Source organism: Pseudomonas sp. LBUM1641, assembly GCF_059716235.1.
The window spans coordinates 1603317-1617014 of the sequence record NZ_CP166815.1 but is presented as its reverse complement, the minus strand read 5'-3'; the positions used below and the strand labels follow the sequence as shown (position 1 = coordinate 1617014).

The following is a 13698-nucleotide window of genomic DNA, read 5'->3' as shown; positions in this document are numbered from 1 at the left end:
TTACTGAACCTGGCCGGCACGTTTCAACACGGCATTGAGCAATACATCGGTGCCCTGGCGAACATCCTCGGGCAACACGTCTTCCGCTTCGTTATGACTCAAGCCGCCGATGCACGGAATAAAGACCATCGCCGTCGGGCAGAACCGCGCCAGGTGGATAGCATCGTGGCCCGCGCCGCTGACGATGGATTGCTGCGCATACCCCAACGTATCTACCGCCGACTGCACACACGCCACACACTCGGCATCAAACGGCGTGGCGGGACTGATCCAGTGCGGGCTGACGGTGACGCTCAGGCCCCGCTGGGCGGCGATATCCTGCAAACGGACGCGCACTTGTTGCTCCATGGCTTCGATGTCGGCGTCGCGGTGATGGCGCAGGTCGACGGTGAAATTCAGCAGGCCGGGAATGGTATTGCGCGAAGACTTGGCGATGTTCAATTCGCCCACCGTCGTCAGGCCTTCAGGCGCAAAATCAGCCGCCAGGTTATCCAGCGATTGAATCATCTGCGCGGCGCCATACAAGGCGTCCTTGCGCAGCGGCATCGGCGTAGTCCCGGCATGGGCGGCCATGCCTTCTACGCGCACGTCCAGCCAGCGAATCGCCTGGCCACCGGTGACCACGCCGATGCTCTTGGCGTTGTCTTCCAGAATAGGGCCTTGTTCGATGTGCGCTTCAAAATACGCATCCACCGCGCCACCCAAGGGGCGCTCGCCGTTGTAGCCAGTGCTGCGCAACGCATCCGCCACGCTGACACCGTCGACATCCTGGGTGGCCAGCGCCTTGTCCAACGCCAAGGTGCCGGTGAACACCGCCGAGCCGAGCATGGCGGGAGTAAAACGGGCGCCCTCCTCGTTGGTCCACACGGCGATTTCCAGCGGCTTGCGGGTTTTGATCCCGTGGTCGTCGAGGCTGCGGATCACCTCCAATCCAGCCAACACACCATAGACGCCATCAAAGCGCCCGCCTTCCGGCTGGGTGTCGAGGTGGCTGCCCATCATCACCGGGGCCGCTTCATTGTCCGTGCCGGCGCGGCGGGCGAAAAGGTTGCCAATGGCGTCGACGCTCAAGGTCAGCCCGGCGTCTTCACACCAGCGGCTGAACAGCACGCGGCCAGCCTGGTCTTCGGCGCTCAACGCCAGGCGGCAACTGCCACCGCGGGCCGTGGCGCCGATCTCGGCCATGGCCATCAGGCTGGCCCACAGGCGCTCGCCATTAATCTTCAACATACACACTCTCCAATCAAACGCTTCAAGCCATTTCAAGGCGGTGGGCGGTGGCGTGACGACGGGACAACGCAAGTACGCACACCAGCGAAACCGCCGCGATCGCGCTGTAGAACACTGCCATCGGCCACCATTGGCCTTGGTATTCATGGGCCAGCCAGGTACCGATCAACGGCGTGAGGCCGCCGGCAAGCGCGCCGCACACTTGATAGGCCAGGGAGATGGCGGTGTAGCGCACGCGGGTTTCGAACAGGCCGCTGACGAAGCCGGCGATCACCGCATAAAACGAGGCCATGCACACCACGGCCAGCGCGATGCCGAGGATGATCAACGGCGCCTGGCCGCTGCTGACCAGCACGAACATCGGATAGGGCGAGGCCATCGCGAGCACGGTCATCGCACACAAAAAACGTGTGGCACCGACCTTCTCCGCCACCCAGGCCGCCAGCGGCTGGACGCAGAACTGGATGATGGCCACGACAAACAGGCATTCCAGAATCAACGAGCGCGGCAGGTTAAGTTGCTGGGTGGTGTAGGCAATCATGAAGGTGTTGGTGAAATACACCCCGGCAATCCCCAAGGTATTGGCACCGATGCACAGCAACAGCGGGCGCCATGAAGTCCTTAGCACTTCGATCACCGGTGCCTGATCCTGGGTGATGGCCCGGGCTTTTTCCGCCTTGGCCTTGTCTTCGAGGAACTCGGGCGATTCATTGACGCCCAGGCGGATCGCCAGGCCGACGATCAACAGCAACGCACTGGCCAGGAACGGCAGGCGCCAGCCCCAACTGAGCAGGTCGGCTTCCGGCAAACGGGTCACCGCACTGAACGCCAGCAACGAGAGAATCAAACCCGCCGGGCTACCCAGTTGCGCAAAGGAGGCAAAGAAGTTGCGGCGACCTTTCGGCGCATGTTCACCGGCCATCAGCACCGCCCCGCCCCACTCGCCGCCAACGGCAATGCCCTGCACGATGCGCAGCAGCACCAGCAATATCGGCGCCGCGACGCCGATCTGTGCGTAGGTCGGCAACAGCCCGATGCACACCGTCACCACGCCCATCATCACCAGCGTGATCACCAGGGATTTCTTGCGACCGATACGGTCACCAATATGCCCAAACACAATACCGCCCAACGGCCGGGCGAAGAAGCCCACGGCAAAGGTGCCGAACGCGGCCATGGTGCTGAACAGTTTGTCGTCGGAAGGGAAAAACAGCTGACCGAACACCAGCGCCGCGGCGGTGGCGTAAATGTAAAAGTCATACCACTCGATCATGGTGCCGATGAAGGCGGCGGCCGCGGCACGGCGAGGCTGCGGCGAAGCGGAAGGCTTCATGGGGTTGGCTCCTTTGGTTATTTTTTTGGCAGGAGAAAGGTCTGGCGCACGCGCTCTGATGGCGCTGGTTAAGGGTGATTTTTCGTCTCGACGCTATGATTAGTCAATTTTCTATTTATTATTCCGATTATAAATCCTGCTTATTATCGAGCTGTCGCCATGCCTGAAAACCGCCGCGATGTTCACCCACTGCTCAACGACCGCCTGGACTGGAACCTGCTGCGCACCTTCCGGGTGATCGGCCAGGAACTGAGCATCAGCCGCGCCGCCGCACGCCTGCACCTGACACAGCCGGCCATCAGCCAGGCGCTCAAGCGCCTGGAAGAGCAACTCGACTGCCAGCTTATTGCCCGACGCGGCCCACGCTTTGTACTGACCGAAGCCGGCGAGCAGATATTCGCGATCGCCGGCGAGATGTATGGCCAGGTCTCGCAGATGAGCAACGCCCTGCAAAAGCCCGGTGACGAGGTGATCGGCAAGGTGCGGTTGCTGATGATCAGCCGGATCAATTCAGACACCTTTGATGACTTTCTCGCCGACTTCCATCGTCAGCATCCCAGGGTCGAACTGGACGTCGAAGTGATGCGCAGCTCGGACATCGTCGCCGCCCTGCTGGAGAAAACCGCGACGTTGGGCCTGAGCCTCAACCGCCGGCCGCAACCACGACTGGAGCAGCATCTGTTTCTGCGTCAGCGCTATGCCTTTTTTTGCGGCCGGCATCACCCGCTGTTCGGGCGTACCGGTTTGGCGGAGGGCGATTTGCAGTCGGAGAACTTCGTGAGTTTCACCAGTGACCAGATCGGCGGGATGCTCTCGCCATTGACGATCTTCCGTGACCAGCAGGGCTTCAGCGGGCGCATCGTGGCGTCGTCCTCCAGCCTGGAGGAAGTGCGGCGGTTGGTGATTGCCGGGTTTGGCCTGGGCTGCCTGCCGATTCATGTGGTGGCCGAAGATGTGAAGAATGGACTGCTGTGGCGCTTGCCGCCGGACGAAGGGATTACCGACGTGGATATCCACCTGCTGTGGAACCGCGAGCAGAAGATGAGCCGGGCGGAGACGGTGTTTATTGAAAGCCTGTCGGCGCGATTGGCTGCTGAATAGATGGCATTGGTGAACAGTCGAAGGGTTTACTCCATGCCAATGACTACACGGCCAGAGCCTTCTCGGCACTGCGCGCCATGATCTGCAAATCTTCAAACGGGTTTCTGCCAATCAACATTAAGGCATGGGTTGGATTGGACCAAAACACCACGTTCATTCCACGACGCTGTTCGGTGGCCATGGGCATCCGGCCTTTTTTTGCAGACGTAATACAGAGCGCCAGCGGGCCGTGACGTGGGTCGAGGTACGTTAATTGGCCGATTAATACGCCATCGTAGTCGAGGATTTGTGCGCGCCTGAACTCGGCGCCCGGCAGGCTTATCGCCTCTGAGCTCAGCGGCAGACCGAGCTGGCGCCCTACCGAACTCAGTTGGGCGATAAGCGAGTCGGGATCAGCGCTGAGGTTTTCCAAGGTCTGGGGCGTATACAGCGCCATGTATTCGGCGACAGAGGCACGCCAGCCCGAACCGGGTTCAGGCCGGGGCCAGGTCATGAACAGCCGATCGGCGACCACGCCGGCCACCGCAAAGCTTGCCGCTACCGCGAAAAACCTGCGTCGACTCAGGGTCGATGTTTGCGCCGGCGGCAGGCTATCGAGCATCGCCTGCAAACGTTCGGTGGGAGCTTGATCGAGTACCGAATCGAAAGCTGATTTGAACGACAGGTGCCCGCGTTTGAGCTGCTCTACGCGGGCAGTCATGGCTGGATCGATCCCCAGCAGGTTATCGATAACCTGACGCTGCTCATGGTCTAACTCACCGTCCAGATAAGCCACCAGCAGTTCATCCGACGGTGGGGTGTTTTGAGTCATCGTCGTTCTCCGCTCGATTTATCCAACAAGCCGCTCGAGTGCGCCGGTTCAGCCAGTTTCAAGCGCGCAGCGGCCAGCCGGCTCATCACCGTTCCCACCGGGATATGCAGGACTTCGGCAATTTCCTTGTATGAAAGCCCTTCGACGTAGGCCAGAAACACCGTCTCTCGCTGGGCTTCGGGCAATGCATTGACGCGCTTGATCACCTGCGCGGCCAGCACTTGATCCTGAGCCAGGGTTTCGCCGTCGAACGACAACTCTTGCTCAGCGTCGACAAACCCCTGGCCTTGCCGTACCCGTTGCGAGCGCAATTCGTTAAGCCAGATCGAATGCATGATCGTCAGCAACCAGCGGTCCAGTCGCGTGCCGGCCATGAACTGGCCTGCACGCTCGAGTGCCCGCACACAAGTGGCTTGCACCAGGTCATCCGCCACATGCTTTTGTCGCGACAGCACCAACCCGTATCGCCATAAACGTGGCAACAACTGGCTCAACTCACGACGCAACTCAGCGTCTTTGCTGATGGCAATCTCCCGACTGTTCGCTCACGGGTTCAAGCCTGAGGCGCGGCGGCGATGGCTTCGGCCAGGTCTTCGTATTCTTCGCAGGTGGTGCTGCACAAGGCCTTGATTTTCACCAGTTGCTCCTGGGCCAGGTCCACGCGGCCCTTGATGACGTAGGCCTCACCCAAGTACTCACGGACTTGTGCGTAGTTGGGGTCCAGGGCCACGGATTTCAGGTAGTAGCTGATGCCTTCGTCGGTGCGGCCCAGCTTGCGGGTGGCGTAGCCGCGGTAGTTCAGGGCCTTGGCGGTGTTCGGGTTTTGCAGGGTGTCGAGCAGTGACAAGGCTTCTTCATAACGCCCGTCCTTGGCCAGGCGATAGGCGTAGTCAGTGCGGTCGGCGTCTGACGTGGCTTTGCTGGTTTGCAGCACGCACTTGCCGGTCTTGGTGTCCCAGACCTGGCCTTTGGGGCAGTTGGGCTTGGGTGGCGCCGATTCGTCACCGGAAGCATGAGCCTGACCGGCCAGCAGTGCGGCGGCCATACAGGCACCGAAGAACAAAGCGGTACGGTAACCAACAGCGTGTTCGTGGCGATTCTTCATGGCGCTCATGCTCCGTAACGATAGGGAAAGTACAGCAGCAAACTCAGTGTTGAAGATCGCCCCGAGGGCCGGGCAGCATGCGGCGCAGCGTGCTGTCGCGCTTGATGTAGTGATGCCACAGCGCGGCGCAGGCATGCAGCCCCGCGAGCACGATGATCGCCCACGCGACGTTGTTGTGCAGCCCACCCAGGGTGCCACGCCATTCGTGATCAATCACGAATGGCGCGGGAATGGGGAACAGTCCGAAAAAGTTGAATGGCTCGCCCTGGGCCCAGCGGAACAGGAAGCCCAGGGTCACTTGCGTCAGTAGTAACAGGTATAGACAGCCGTGGGCGATCTTGGCGGCCAGCTTAAGCGCAGGGTGGTTGTCGGCCTTTGGGTGATTACCACCGAACAGCCGCCAGAGGATACGTGCCGCGATCAGCACTGCCATGGCGATGCCGAGGGAGATATGGACGGATTGCAGGCCTTTGCGCAGTGGCGTGCCTTTTTCCAGGTTTTCCCAGATGTGGGCGCTGGCGAACATGAAGATCACCAGGGCGGCGGTCAGCCAGTGGAAGGTGCGGGTCAGGCGGTCGTAGCGGTCGGCGGGACTGTTCATGGGCGTTTCCTGGGTGGTCTGTGTGGTGAACACCGCAGCAGGAAAACTTATTCAGAGGGAGGGGGAAATTTACAGATTAGACCTGTTTATTTTCCAACCCAGCATCCTTGGTCAAAATATGCGAACTAAATGCTAGAAATTCACCTAGGTGTTTTGTGATGATCGCTACGGTAATCGGCAACTGAAGCGTCTGGTACTCGTGAACAGCAATGTTACGGAACCCGACCATGTTCTTCAGGTTGGTCAGCAACGCAGGATTGACCCAACCGCCCTGACACAACAACTCAAACACGTCACGAGCCCCTTGTGGAACCCCCAGGCGCTCACGACGAATCAAGTGTTGGCCCATGTCCAGCGCTGCCTCGCAGGCACGCTGAATATTCAAAATCGCCGCATCCTGGCGCGTGAAATCTGTGGCGAAGCTGGTGGGATCTTTATCGTATTCCTGACGGGCGCGAGCAACGCACCGCTCAATGCTGGCTGCTTTATTGATGAGAACATCATCGACCATAAACTTTCCCTTCCTTCTGGATATCCGCCAACAACTCAGCCCTTGCCGTGTCCAGCGCGGTTTTTTCGCTCAGGACGTAGCTCTCGAATAGACCCGCCTGGACATTCCCGGACCAGAGCCGACGCCCAGTGGTCAATACTTGGTATTGCATTACTGTTGAGGCTGCGCGCAAATCAAGCAAGTCGACTGGAACTCCAACTATATCGGCCAACTCCCCGGAGAGCTGCCATAGCAATAAAGGCTCGACCGTTCCCGCAGAAAGGACCGCAACATCCAGATCACTCTCACTACCAGCCTCACCCGTCACTTGGCTACCGAACACATACACAGCCAATAGCTCGGGAACTTCAGCCTGCAAACGCGCCAGTACTTTTTTAAAATTCATGACTGATGTCCGAAGCGCCAATTAACGAAGACCGTAGCAGAATTCATTATGCAGTTTCTGACTGAAAGCAAAAAACCCCCGACAACATTGAAGTTATCGGGGGTTTTTCATTTTTCAATAATGGCGGAGAGATAGGGATTCGAACCCTAGGTACCGGTGAAGGTACAACGGATTTCGAATCCGTCCCATTCGGCCACTCTGGCATCTCTCCAACGGCGCGCATCATAACAGCCTGTTTCCTGGAAGCAAAGCGCCAAAGCGATTTTTTTCCGTGCTATCAGATGCTTGCGTCGATTACAGCGGTACGCCGAGACGGTTGGCGACTTCTTCGTAGGCTTCGATGACGTCACCGAGGCCCTGGCGGAAGCGGTCTTTGTCCATTTTCTTGCGGGTGTCTTTGTCCCACAGGCGGCAGCCGTCCGGGCTGAATTCGTCGCCCAGGACGATGGAGCCGTCGTGGAACACACCGAATTCCAGTTTGAAGTCCACCAGCAGCAGGCCGGCGTCGTCGAACAGTTTGCTCAGGACGTCGTTGACCTTCAACGACAGTTCTTTCATGCGAGCCAGTTGCTCAGCGGTGCCCCAGCCGAATGCCACGACGTGGGATTCGTTGATGAACGGGTCGCCCTTGGCGTCGTCCTTGAGGAACAGTTCGAAGGTGTAAGGGTTGAGCTTGAGCCCCTCTTCCACGCCCAAACGCTTCACCAGGCTGCCGGCCGCGTAGTTACGCACGACGCACTCGACCGGGATCATGTCGAGCTTTTTCACCAGGCATTCGTTATCGCCCAGCAGTTTGTCGAATTGGGTCGGAATGCCGGCCGCTTCGAGCTTCTGCATGATGAAGGCGTTGAACTTGTTGTTCACCATGCCTTTGCGGTCGAGCTGTTCGATGCGCTTGCCGTCGAACGCCGAGGTGTCGTTGCGAAACAGCAGGATCAAGCGGTTGGCGTCGTCGGTCTTGTAAACCGATTTGGCTTTGCCGCGGTAGAGTTCTTCACGTTTTTCCATGATGGGCTCCGCTTGCTAAGTAGGTGGGCTAGGCGATGTGCCGCCAGTCGAGCCCTGAATCTTGATCGGCCAGTTGCAGCCAGTCCGGGTCGCACCCAAGGGTGTCGACAAAACATTGCCGGGCCAGCTGCGGCAGGTTGTTCTTGCTGCTCAGGTGGGCCAGGACCAGGTGTTGCAGGTCTTGCCAGCCCAACTCATACACCAGGTACGCCGCCTGGTGGTTGTTCAAATGTCCAAACTGCCCGCCAACCCGCCGCTTGAGAAAGGCCGGGTAGTGACCCCGCGCAAGCAGGTCACGGCAGTGGTTCGACTCGATCATCAATGCATCGAGGTCGCGATAACCGTCCAGCACCTTGGCGCAGTAGGAACCCAGGTCGGTGAGCAGGCCGAAGCGCCGTTCACCGTCACTGAATACGTATTGCGTCGGTTCCTGGGCATCGTGGGCCACTTCAATCACAGCGATGCTCAAGGCGCCGATCTGCAATTGCTCGCCACCAGCCAGCAAACCTGCGGGTTCAATCGGTTTGCGCATCCCGCGCAAGGTACCGCGACTCAGGTACACCGGAAGATTGTAGCGCCGAGACAGCAAACCCACGCCATGCACGTGGTCGGCATGTTCGTGGGTCACCAGAATCGCGCTCAGCTGTGCAGGGTGAACCCCCAGGCGCAGCAGGCGGCGCTCGGTTTCCCGCAGGGAGAAACCACAATCCACCAGGACGTACGTGTCGTCGTGGGCTACAAGCGTTCCGTTCCCTTGGCTACCGCTGCCGAGAACGGCAAAACGCATCGGATCAGCCCAGGTTGTCCTGAATCACGCCCAACACTTTGCGCGCCACTTCTGCCGGCGCCACGGTGTTGATGTTTTTCTCGACGGTGACTTGCACGCTTTCGCCTACCTTGCTCAAACGAACCTGGTAACGCTCGGCGCGAGTCTCGACTTCTTCCTTGGTCGGCTTGCTGCCGAACAGCTTGCTGAAGAAACCTGGCTCTTCGTCTTTCTTCTCGGCTTTTTCAGCCAAGTTGATGTAGTACAGGCCCAGGCTGCGGTTGATGTCTTCAACGCGCCATTCGCCGTGTTCCAGCGCGCGACCGACACTCGACCAGGCGCGATCCAGGTCTTCACCCAGGTTGAGCACAACGTTACCACTGCCGTCTTCGCTGAGGCTGACGCGGCTAGGTGTGTCAAAGCTACCGGCGGCGAGCAGGGAGACGGAACCGCCCTTCTCGGAGATACGGCTCATGCTGGCGAGCATTTCGTCGACCAGGGCAGCGTCCACGCCGGTGTTGACCGAACGTGGGGTGAAGTCGACGTTGGCGGTGCTGCCGGCAGGACGCTCGGCGCTTACCACATAGACTTCACTGGTGTTGCGCTGCACGCCTGGCTCGATGCGCACGCGGATGCGGGCTTCGCTGTCATTGGCTACGCCGCCGGCTTGCAGGCGCTTGGCCATGGACGCCGACAGTTCGCTGGTGTGCTGCCACGCGGTGGTGAATTCACCGGTCTGCGGGCGTTGCTCATCGATGCGGAAACCGTTGTCCTGGAAGAACTGCACGGCCACCGGCCAGACTTCGGCAGGCGGACGCTGGGCCATGACCCAGCGGGTATCGCCGCTCTTCTGCAGGCTGTAGTCGCTGGCATCGGCCACGGCCGACAGCGGCTGTGGACGCGGCACTTCGTACTCACCCTTGAAGGTGTCGTCGGCCACGTTGCGCGGAATCGGCAGCAACGGGTCAAGGCGCTTGGCGACATTGACGTCCGACGGCAATTTCATCGGGGCGGTTTGTTGGGCTTCCAGGTAATCGCTACCGCGGTCGCGGAAGTAGCCTTCCGGGCCCCAGATCCAACCGCAGCCACTGGTGCTGGAGATAATCAAGGCAAGTGCGGAAAGTCCGGCCAATCGCTTCATGCGTAGTGCTTCCTCAATTAAACCAGGACGCCGGACTGGCGCAGGGCCAGTCGCAGCGGTTCGTGACAGGCTTCGCTGAGCCAGGTGAGCGGCAGACGGATACCGTCCGGCATCAAGCCCATCTCATGCAGCGCCCATTTCACGGGGATAGGGTTGGATTCGATAAACAGGTTTTTGTTGAGCGGTGCCAGTTGTTCGTGGATCGCCCGGGCCTTGACCGCATCACCGGCAATGGCCGCGGCGCACAGCTCGCTCATGGCGCGCGGTGCGACGTTGGCAGTCACCGAGATATTGCCTTTGCCTCCCAGCAGGATCAGTTCGACGGCAGTGGCGTCGTCACCGGAATACACCAGGAAGTCGCTGCTGACGCCGGCCAGGATGTCCTTGGCGCGTTGCAGGTCACCGGTGGCTTCCTTGATACCGATAATGTTCGGTACGGTGGACAGGCGGATCACGGTCTCGGCCTTCATGTCGCAGGCGGTACGGCCAGGCACGTTGTAGAGGATCTGCGGGATGTCGACCGCTTCGGCAATAGCGCGGAAGTGCAGGTACAGGCCTTCCTGGGTCGGCTTGTTGTAGTACGGGGTCACCAGCAGGCAGGCATCGGCGCCGGCTTTCTTGGCGTTCTTGGTCAATTCGATCGCTTCGCGGGTCGAATTGGCGCCCGTGCCGGCGATGACAGCAATACGCCCTGCAACGCGCTTGACCACGAACTCGATCACTTCGATGTGTTCTTCCACATCAAGTGTGGCCGATTCACCCGTGGTGCCGACCGCCACGATGGCGTTGGTGCCCTCTTGCAGGTGGAAGTCCACCAGTTTGCCCAGGCTGTCCCAGTCGAGATTACCTTGTGCATCCATGGGTGTGACCAGTGCCACCATACTGCCCGCAATCATGCAACCGCTCCTGCCGGAAAAAGAGAGCGGTAATGGTACTGGCGCCAAGATGCTTGTACAAGCGAAGTACCGCCTGAGGATGCGTTCTGGATCAACTTAGTTCGCAGCAACGCCATCATTCGGCCAAAGCGGGGTTTGATGAAGCTGATTACGTAATGAAAACGCCACCTCCTAGCCCTTGGCGATGGTTTTCGCTACCCTTCATCCTTTGATTGATACCGCTTTCATCGTATCGACCGCTCATCGCTTTAGGAAGGCTGCATGTCCACCCCCACAGTCCGCGAACAATTCCTTGTCATCAGTGCCCTTGGCGCCAACCCCATGGAGCTGACTAACGTCCTGTGCCGCGCCAGCCATGAAAACCGCTGCGCCGTCGTGACCTCCCGCCTGACCCGCCATGGCGAGTGCAGCGCGCTGGTCCTGCAGATTTCCGGGACCTGGGATGCCCTGGCCCGCCTTGAAACCGGCTTGCCGGGCTTGGCCAAGAAGCACGACTTCACCGTCAACGTGGTCCGTAGCGCTGCCCTGGAGAACCGTCCCCAGGCTCTGCCTTATGTTGCCTATGTCAGTTCGGCCTACCGCTCGGACATCGTCAACGAGCTGTGCCAGTTCTTTATCGACCATAACGTCGAGCTGGAAAACCTGACCTGCGACACCTATCAGGCCCCACAGACCGGCGGCACCATGCTCAACGCCACCTTTACCGTGACCTTGCCGGCCGGCGTGCAGATCAGCTGGCTGCGCGATCAGTTCCTGGATTTCGCCGATGCCCTGAACCTCGACGCACTGATCGAGCCATGGCGCCCACAGAACCCAATGTAAGGAAGTTTTCATGGCTGTAGTCATCGACAAACCGGTAGCCGACTTCGAAGCCCAGGCCACCAGCGGGCAGACCTTCAGCCTTGCCGGGCTCAAGGGCAAGCAAGTGGTGATCTACTTCTACCCGAAAGACAGCACCCCGGGCTGCACCACCGAAGGCCAGGGCTTTCGTGACCAGCACGCGGCATTCAAGGCGGCCAACACCGAAGTGTTTGGCGTGTCACGGGACAGCGTGAAGTCCCACGAGAACTTCAAGGCCAAGCAGGAATTTCCCTTTGAGCTGATCAGCGACAAGGACGAAGCGGTTTGCCAGCTGTTTGATGTGATCAAGCTGAAGAAGCTGTATGGCAAGGAATACCTGGGTGTTGATCGCAGCACCTTCCTGATCGACAAGGATGGCGTGCTGCGTCAGGAATGGCGTGGTGTGAAAGTGCCAGGGCATGTGGATGCCGTGCTGGCAGCGGCGCAGGCGCTGAATAAAGCCTGACACCTAACCTGTAGGAGCGAGCTTGCTCGCGAAGGTCGTTAACGATAACGCGCCCTACCTGAATGGGCGCGCTGCCTATGAACTCTTCGCGAGCAAGCTCGCTCCTACAGTTACAACAACGGCGCCACCACCGGTTCCTGCCGGGGCCAGGCATCCAGCACCGCCTTGAACAGCGTCGCCAGGGGAATCGCAAAGAACACCCCCCAGAATCCCCATAACCCGCCAAACAACAACACCGCACAGATGATCGCCACCGGATGCAGGTTCACCGCCTCGGAGAACAGCAGCGGCACCAGCACGTTGCCATCCAGCACCTGGATGATGCCGTACACCGCCATCAGGTAGATGAACTGATCACTCCAGCCCCACTGGAACAGCGCGATCAACATCACCGGCACCGTCACCACCACCGCGCCGACATATGGCACCACCACTGAAACACCCACCAGCAGCGCCAGCAGGGCTGCGTAGTTCAGTCCCAGCGCGACAAAGCCGATGTACGTAACGCCACCGCAGATAAAGATCTCGATGACCTTGCCACGGATGTAATTGGCAATCTGCCGGTTCATTTCCTCGGCGACCCGGGTAATCAGCGCCCGTTCACGCGGCAGGTAGCCACGCACCCAACGACCGATCATCTCGCGGTCTTTGAGGAAGAAGAACACCAGGATCGGCACCAGTACCAGGTAGATCATGATGTTGACCAACAGCGGCAAGCTCGAAAGGGAAAAGGTCAGCGCCCATTGTCCGAACTTTCCGATTTCACCGCGGGCTACTTCAATCGCCTGGAGTACCTGCTCGTCCGACACCAAGTGCGGATAGCGCTCGGGCAACAGCAACAACAGCGACTGCCACTTGGCGAGCATTCCCGGCAGTTCGTTGAACAAGGTGATCAACTGATGCCACAACAAAGGCACCACGATCACGATAAACACCAGCAGCAGCCCCATGAACAAGGCGAACACCAAGCCCACCGCCGCCCCACCCGGCAAGCGTAAACGCTCCAGGATGGAGACCAGGCCTTGCATCAGGTACGCCAGCACCATCCCCGCCAATACTGGCGCCAACATGCCACCCAGGGTGAGCACGGCGGTAAAGGCGAGAAACAGCAGGACGGCCAGCACCACGGCTTCTTCGTCTGAGAAGTAGCGCTGAATCCAGTCACGTAACACTTTGAACATCAATAAACCTCAGGCGATAAGGACAGCACATTCAAGCGATTCAGGCCTTGCGCAACCAGTAACGATAGACGCCTGCTTCGTCTTCTTCATGCAGCAAGGTGTGCCCGGCCAGCTTGGCAAACGTACGGAAATCCCGCTGGGAGCCCGCGTCCGTGGCGATCACCTTGAGCACCGCGCCGCTGGCCAGCCGATTGAGTTCCAGCTTGGCCTTGAGCAATGGCAGCGGGCAGTTAAGGCCACTGGCATCCAGTTCGGCATCGAAGGCTACAGCGTCGGTCATGGTTTTGCTCCGGGTGGGCATCGGGGGCGCTTAGAATATCTGG

17 protein-coding genes and 1 tRNA gene are annotated in these 13698 nt (G+C 59.6%); 3 read left to right on the top strand and 15 right to left on the bottom strand.

All coding sequences use genetic code 11. The features are described from left to right. Together ACA046_RS07360 and ACA046_RS07355 are read right to left on the bottom strand one after the other, a co-directional pair. Entirely contained in the window at positions 1 to 1230 is a 1230-nt protein-coding gene (locus ACA046_RS07360; protein ID WP_497676192.1) for a Zn-dependent hydrolase, read from the bottom strand. 22 nt (positions 1231 to 1252) lie between these two features. Then, entirely contained in the window at positions 1253 to 2563 is a 1311-nt protein-coding gene (locus ACA046_RS07355) for an MFS transporter (protein WP_459026732.1), read from the bottom strand. A gap of 159 nt (positions 2564 to 2722) precedes the next feature. On the opposite strand from ACA046_RS07355, the gene ACA046_RS07350 reads away from it, so the two are divergent. After that, positions 2723 to 3664: a LysR family transcriptional regulator gene (locus ACA046_RS07350; protein WP_497676191.1), complete on the top strand. Its 942-nt coding sequence runs from the start codon at positions 2723 to 2725 to the stop codon at positions 3662 to 3664. 43 nt (positions 3665 to 3707) lie between these two features. On the opposite strand, the gene ACA046_RS07345 is transcribed toward ACA046_RS07350, so the two are convergent. The 11 genes from ACA046_RS07345 to dapA form a co-directional block, all read right to left on the bottom strand. Beyond that, positions 3708 to 4475: an anti-sigma factor family protein gene (locus tag ACA046_RS07345; protein WP_497676190.1), complete on the bottom strand. Its 768-nt coding sequence runs from the start codon at positions 4473 to 4475 to the stop codon at positions 3708 to 3710. Further along, entirely contained in the window at positions 4472 to 4969 is a 498-nt protein-coding gene (locus tag ACA046_RS07340) for an RNA polymerase sigma factor (protein ID WP_459029213.1), read from the bottom strand. The genes ACA046_RS07345 and ACA046_RS07340 overlap by 4 nt, the downstream gene beginning before the upstream one ends. 59 nt (positions 4970 to 5028) lie before the next feature. Next, positions 5029 to 5580 carry a tetratricopeptide repeat protein gene (locus ACA046_RS07335; RefSeq protein WP_459026726.1) on the bottom strand — a complete coding sequence of 184 codons (552 nt, stop codon included), beginning with the start codon at positions 5578 to 5580 and terminating at the stop codon, positions 5029 to 5031. A gap of 43 nt (positions 5581 to 5623) precedes the next feature. Continuing rightward, on the bottom strand, positions 5624 to 6181 hold the full coding sequence (locus ACA046_RS07330) for a cytochrome b (protein ID WP_459026724.1): 558 nt from the start codon (positions 6179 to 6181) through the stop codon (positions 5624 to 5626). A gap of 76 nt (positions 6182 to 6257) precedes the next feature. Next, complete coding sequence (gene hepT, locus ACA046_RS07325; protein WP_076015926.1) at positions 6258 to 6692, bottom strand: type VII toxin-antitoxin system HepT family RNase toxin; 435 nt, start codon at positions 6690 to 6692, stop codon at positions 6258 to 6260. Further along, a complete protein-coding gene (mntA, locus tag ACA046_RS07320; RefSeq protein WP_459026722.1) occupies positions 6682 to 7077 on the bottom strand; it encodes a type VII toxin-antitoxin system MntA family adenylyltransferase antitoxin in 396 nt (131 codons plus the stop codon). The genes hepT and mntA overlap by 11 nt, the downstream gene beginning before the upstream one ends. A gap of 121 nt (positions 7078 to 7198) precedes the next feature. Beyond that, positions 7199 to 7288 (bottom strand) — tRNA-Ser (locus tag ACA046_RS07315). A gap of 83 nt (positions 7289 to 7371) precedes the next feature. Then, positions 7372 to 8085: a phosphoribosylaminoimidazolesuccinocarboxamide synthase gene (purC, locus tag ACA046_RS07310; protein WP_003211975.1), complete on the bottom strand. Its 714-nt coding sequence runs from the start codon at positions 8083 to 8085 to the stop codon at positions 7372 to 7374. A 28-nt stretch (positions 8086 to 8113) separates the two neighbouring features. Further along, positions 8114 to 8872 carry an MBL fold metallo-hydrolase gene (locus tag ACA046_RS07305; RefSeq protein ID WP_318301268.1) on the bottom strand — a complete coding sequence of 253 codons (759 nt, stop codon included), beginning with the start codon at positions 8870 to 8872 and terminating at the stop codon, positions 8114 to 8116. Positions 8873 to 8876: 4 nt separating this feature from the next. Beyond that, positions 8877 to 9992 (bottom strand): NlpB/DapX family lipoprotein, encoded by a 1116-nt coding sequence (bamC, locus tag ACA046_RS07300; RefSeq protein WP_076015929.1) that lies wholly within the window; start codon positions 9990 to 9992, stop codon positions 8877 to 8879. A gap of 17 nt (positions 9993 to 10009) precedes the next feature. Further along, positions 10010 to 10888 carry a 4-hydroxy-tetrahydrodipicolinate synthase gene (gene dapA, locus ACA046_RS07295; RefSeq protein WP_459026719.1) on the bottom strand — a complete coding sequence of 293 codons (879 nt, stop codon included), beginning with the start codon at positions 10886 to 10888 and terminating at the stop codon, positions 10010 to 10012. A 261-nt stretch (positions 10889 to 11149) separates the two neighbouring features. On the opposite strand from dapA, the gene ACA046_RS07290 reads away from it, so the two are divergent. Both ACA046_RS07290 and ACA046_RS07285 read left to right on the top strand, forming a co-directional pair. Then, positions 11150 to 11710 carry a glycine cleavage system transcriptional repressor gene (locus tag ACA046_RS07290; RefSeq protein WP_003172487.1) on the top strand — a complete coding sequence of 187 codons (561 nt, stop codon included), beginning with the start codon at positions 11150 to 11152 and terminating at the stop codon, positions 11708 to 11710. A gap of 10 nt (positions 11711 to 11720) precedes the next feature. Next, the gene (locus tag ACA046_RS07285) at positions 11721 to 12194 is read left to right on the top strand and encodes a peroxiredoxin (protein ID WP_017479251.1); all 474 of its coding nucleotides are present in this window, start codon (positions 11721 to 11723) and stop codon (positions 12192 to 12194) included. 110 nt (positions 12195 to 12304) lie between these two features. On the opposite strand, the gene ACA046_RS07280 is transcribed toward ACA046_RS07285, so the two are convergent. After that, positions 12305 to 13375 carry an AI-2E family transporter gene (locus tag ACA046_RS07280; RefSeq protein WP_003211986.1) on the bottom strand — a complete coding sequence of 357 codons (1071 nt, stop codon included), beginning with the start codon at positions 13373 to 13375 and terminating at the stop codon, positions 12305 to 12307. Positions 13376 to 13415: 40 nt separating this feature from the next. Then, complete coding sequence (locus tag ACA046_RS07275; protein WP_003211989.1) at positions 13416 to 13655, bottom strand: sulfurtransferase TusA family protein; 240 nt, start codon at positions 13653 to 13655, stop codon at positions 13416 to 13418. Positions 13656 to 13698: the final 43 nt, after the last annotated feature.

Bases quoted from the DNA above. Each gene is read 5' to 3' on its own strand.
- ACA046_RS07360 (WP_497676192.1), bottom strand. From the start codon at position 1,230: ATGTTGAAGATTAATGGCGAGCGCCTGTGGGCCAGCCTGATGGCCATG.
- ACA046_RS07355 (WP_459026732.1), bottom strand. From the start codon at position 2,563: ATGAAGCCTTCCGCTTCGCCGCAGCCTCGCCGTGCCGCGGCCGCCGCC.
- ACA046_RS07350 (WP_497676191.1), top strand. From the start codon at position 2,723: ATGCCTGAAAACCGCCGCGATGTTCACCCACTGCTCAACGACCGCCTG.
- ACA046_RS07345 (WP_497676190.1), bottom strand. From the start codon at position 4,475: ATGACTCAAAACACCCCACCGTCGGATGAACTGCTGGTGGCTTATCTG.
- ACA046_RS07335 (WP_459026726.1), bottom strand. From the start codon at position 5,580: ATGAAGAATCGCCACGAACACGCTGTTGGTTACCGTACCGCTTTGTTC.
- ACA046_RS07330 (WP_459026724.1), bottom strand. From the start codon at position 6,181: ATGAACAGTCCCGCCGACCGCTACGACCGCCTGACCCGCACCTTCCAC.
- hepT (WP_076015926.1), bottom strand. From the start codon at position 6,692: ATGGTCGATGATGTTCTCATCAATAAAGCAGCCAGCATTGAGCGGTGC.
- mntA (WP_459026722.1), bottom strand. From the start codon at position 7,077: ATGAATTTTAAAAAAGTACTGGCGCGTTTGCAGGCTGAAGTTCCCGAG.
- purC (WP_003211975.1), bottom strand. From the start codon at position 8,085: ATGGAAAAACGTGAAGAACTCTACCGCGGCAAAGCCAAATCGGTTTAC.
- ACA046_RS07305 (WP_318301268.1), bottom strand. From the start codon at position 8,872: ATGCGTTTTGCCGTTCTCGGCAGCGGTAGCCAAGGGAACGGAACGCTT.
- bamC (WP_076015929.1), bottom strand. From the start codon at position 9,992: ATGAAGCGATTGGCCGGACTTTCCGCACTTGCCTTGATTATCTCCAGC.
- dapA (WP_459026719.1), bottom strand. From the start codon at position 10,888: ATGATTGCGGGCAGTATGGTGGCACTGGTCACACCCATGGATGCACAA.
- ACA046_RS07290 (WP_003172487.1), top strand. From the start codon at position 11,150: ATGTCCACCCCCACAGTCCGCGAACAATTCCTTGTCATCAGTGCCCTT.
- ACA046_RS07285 (WP_017479251.1), top strand. From the start codon at position 11,721: ATGGCTGTAGTCATCGACAAACCGGTAGCCGACTTCGAAGCCCAGGCC.
- ACA046_RS07280 (WP_003211986.1), bottom strand. From the start codon at position 13,375: ATGTTCAAAGTGTTACGTGACTGGATTCAGCGCTACTTCTCAGACGAA.
- ACA046_RS07275 (WP_003211989.1), bottom strand. From the start codon at position 13,655: ATGACCGACGCTGTAGCCTTCGATGCCGAACTGGATGCCAGTGGCCTT.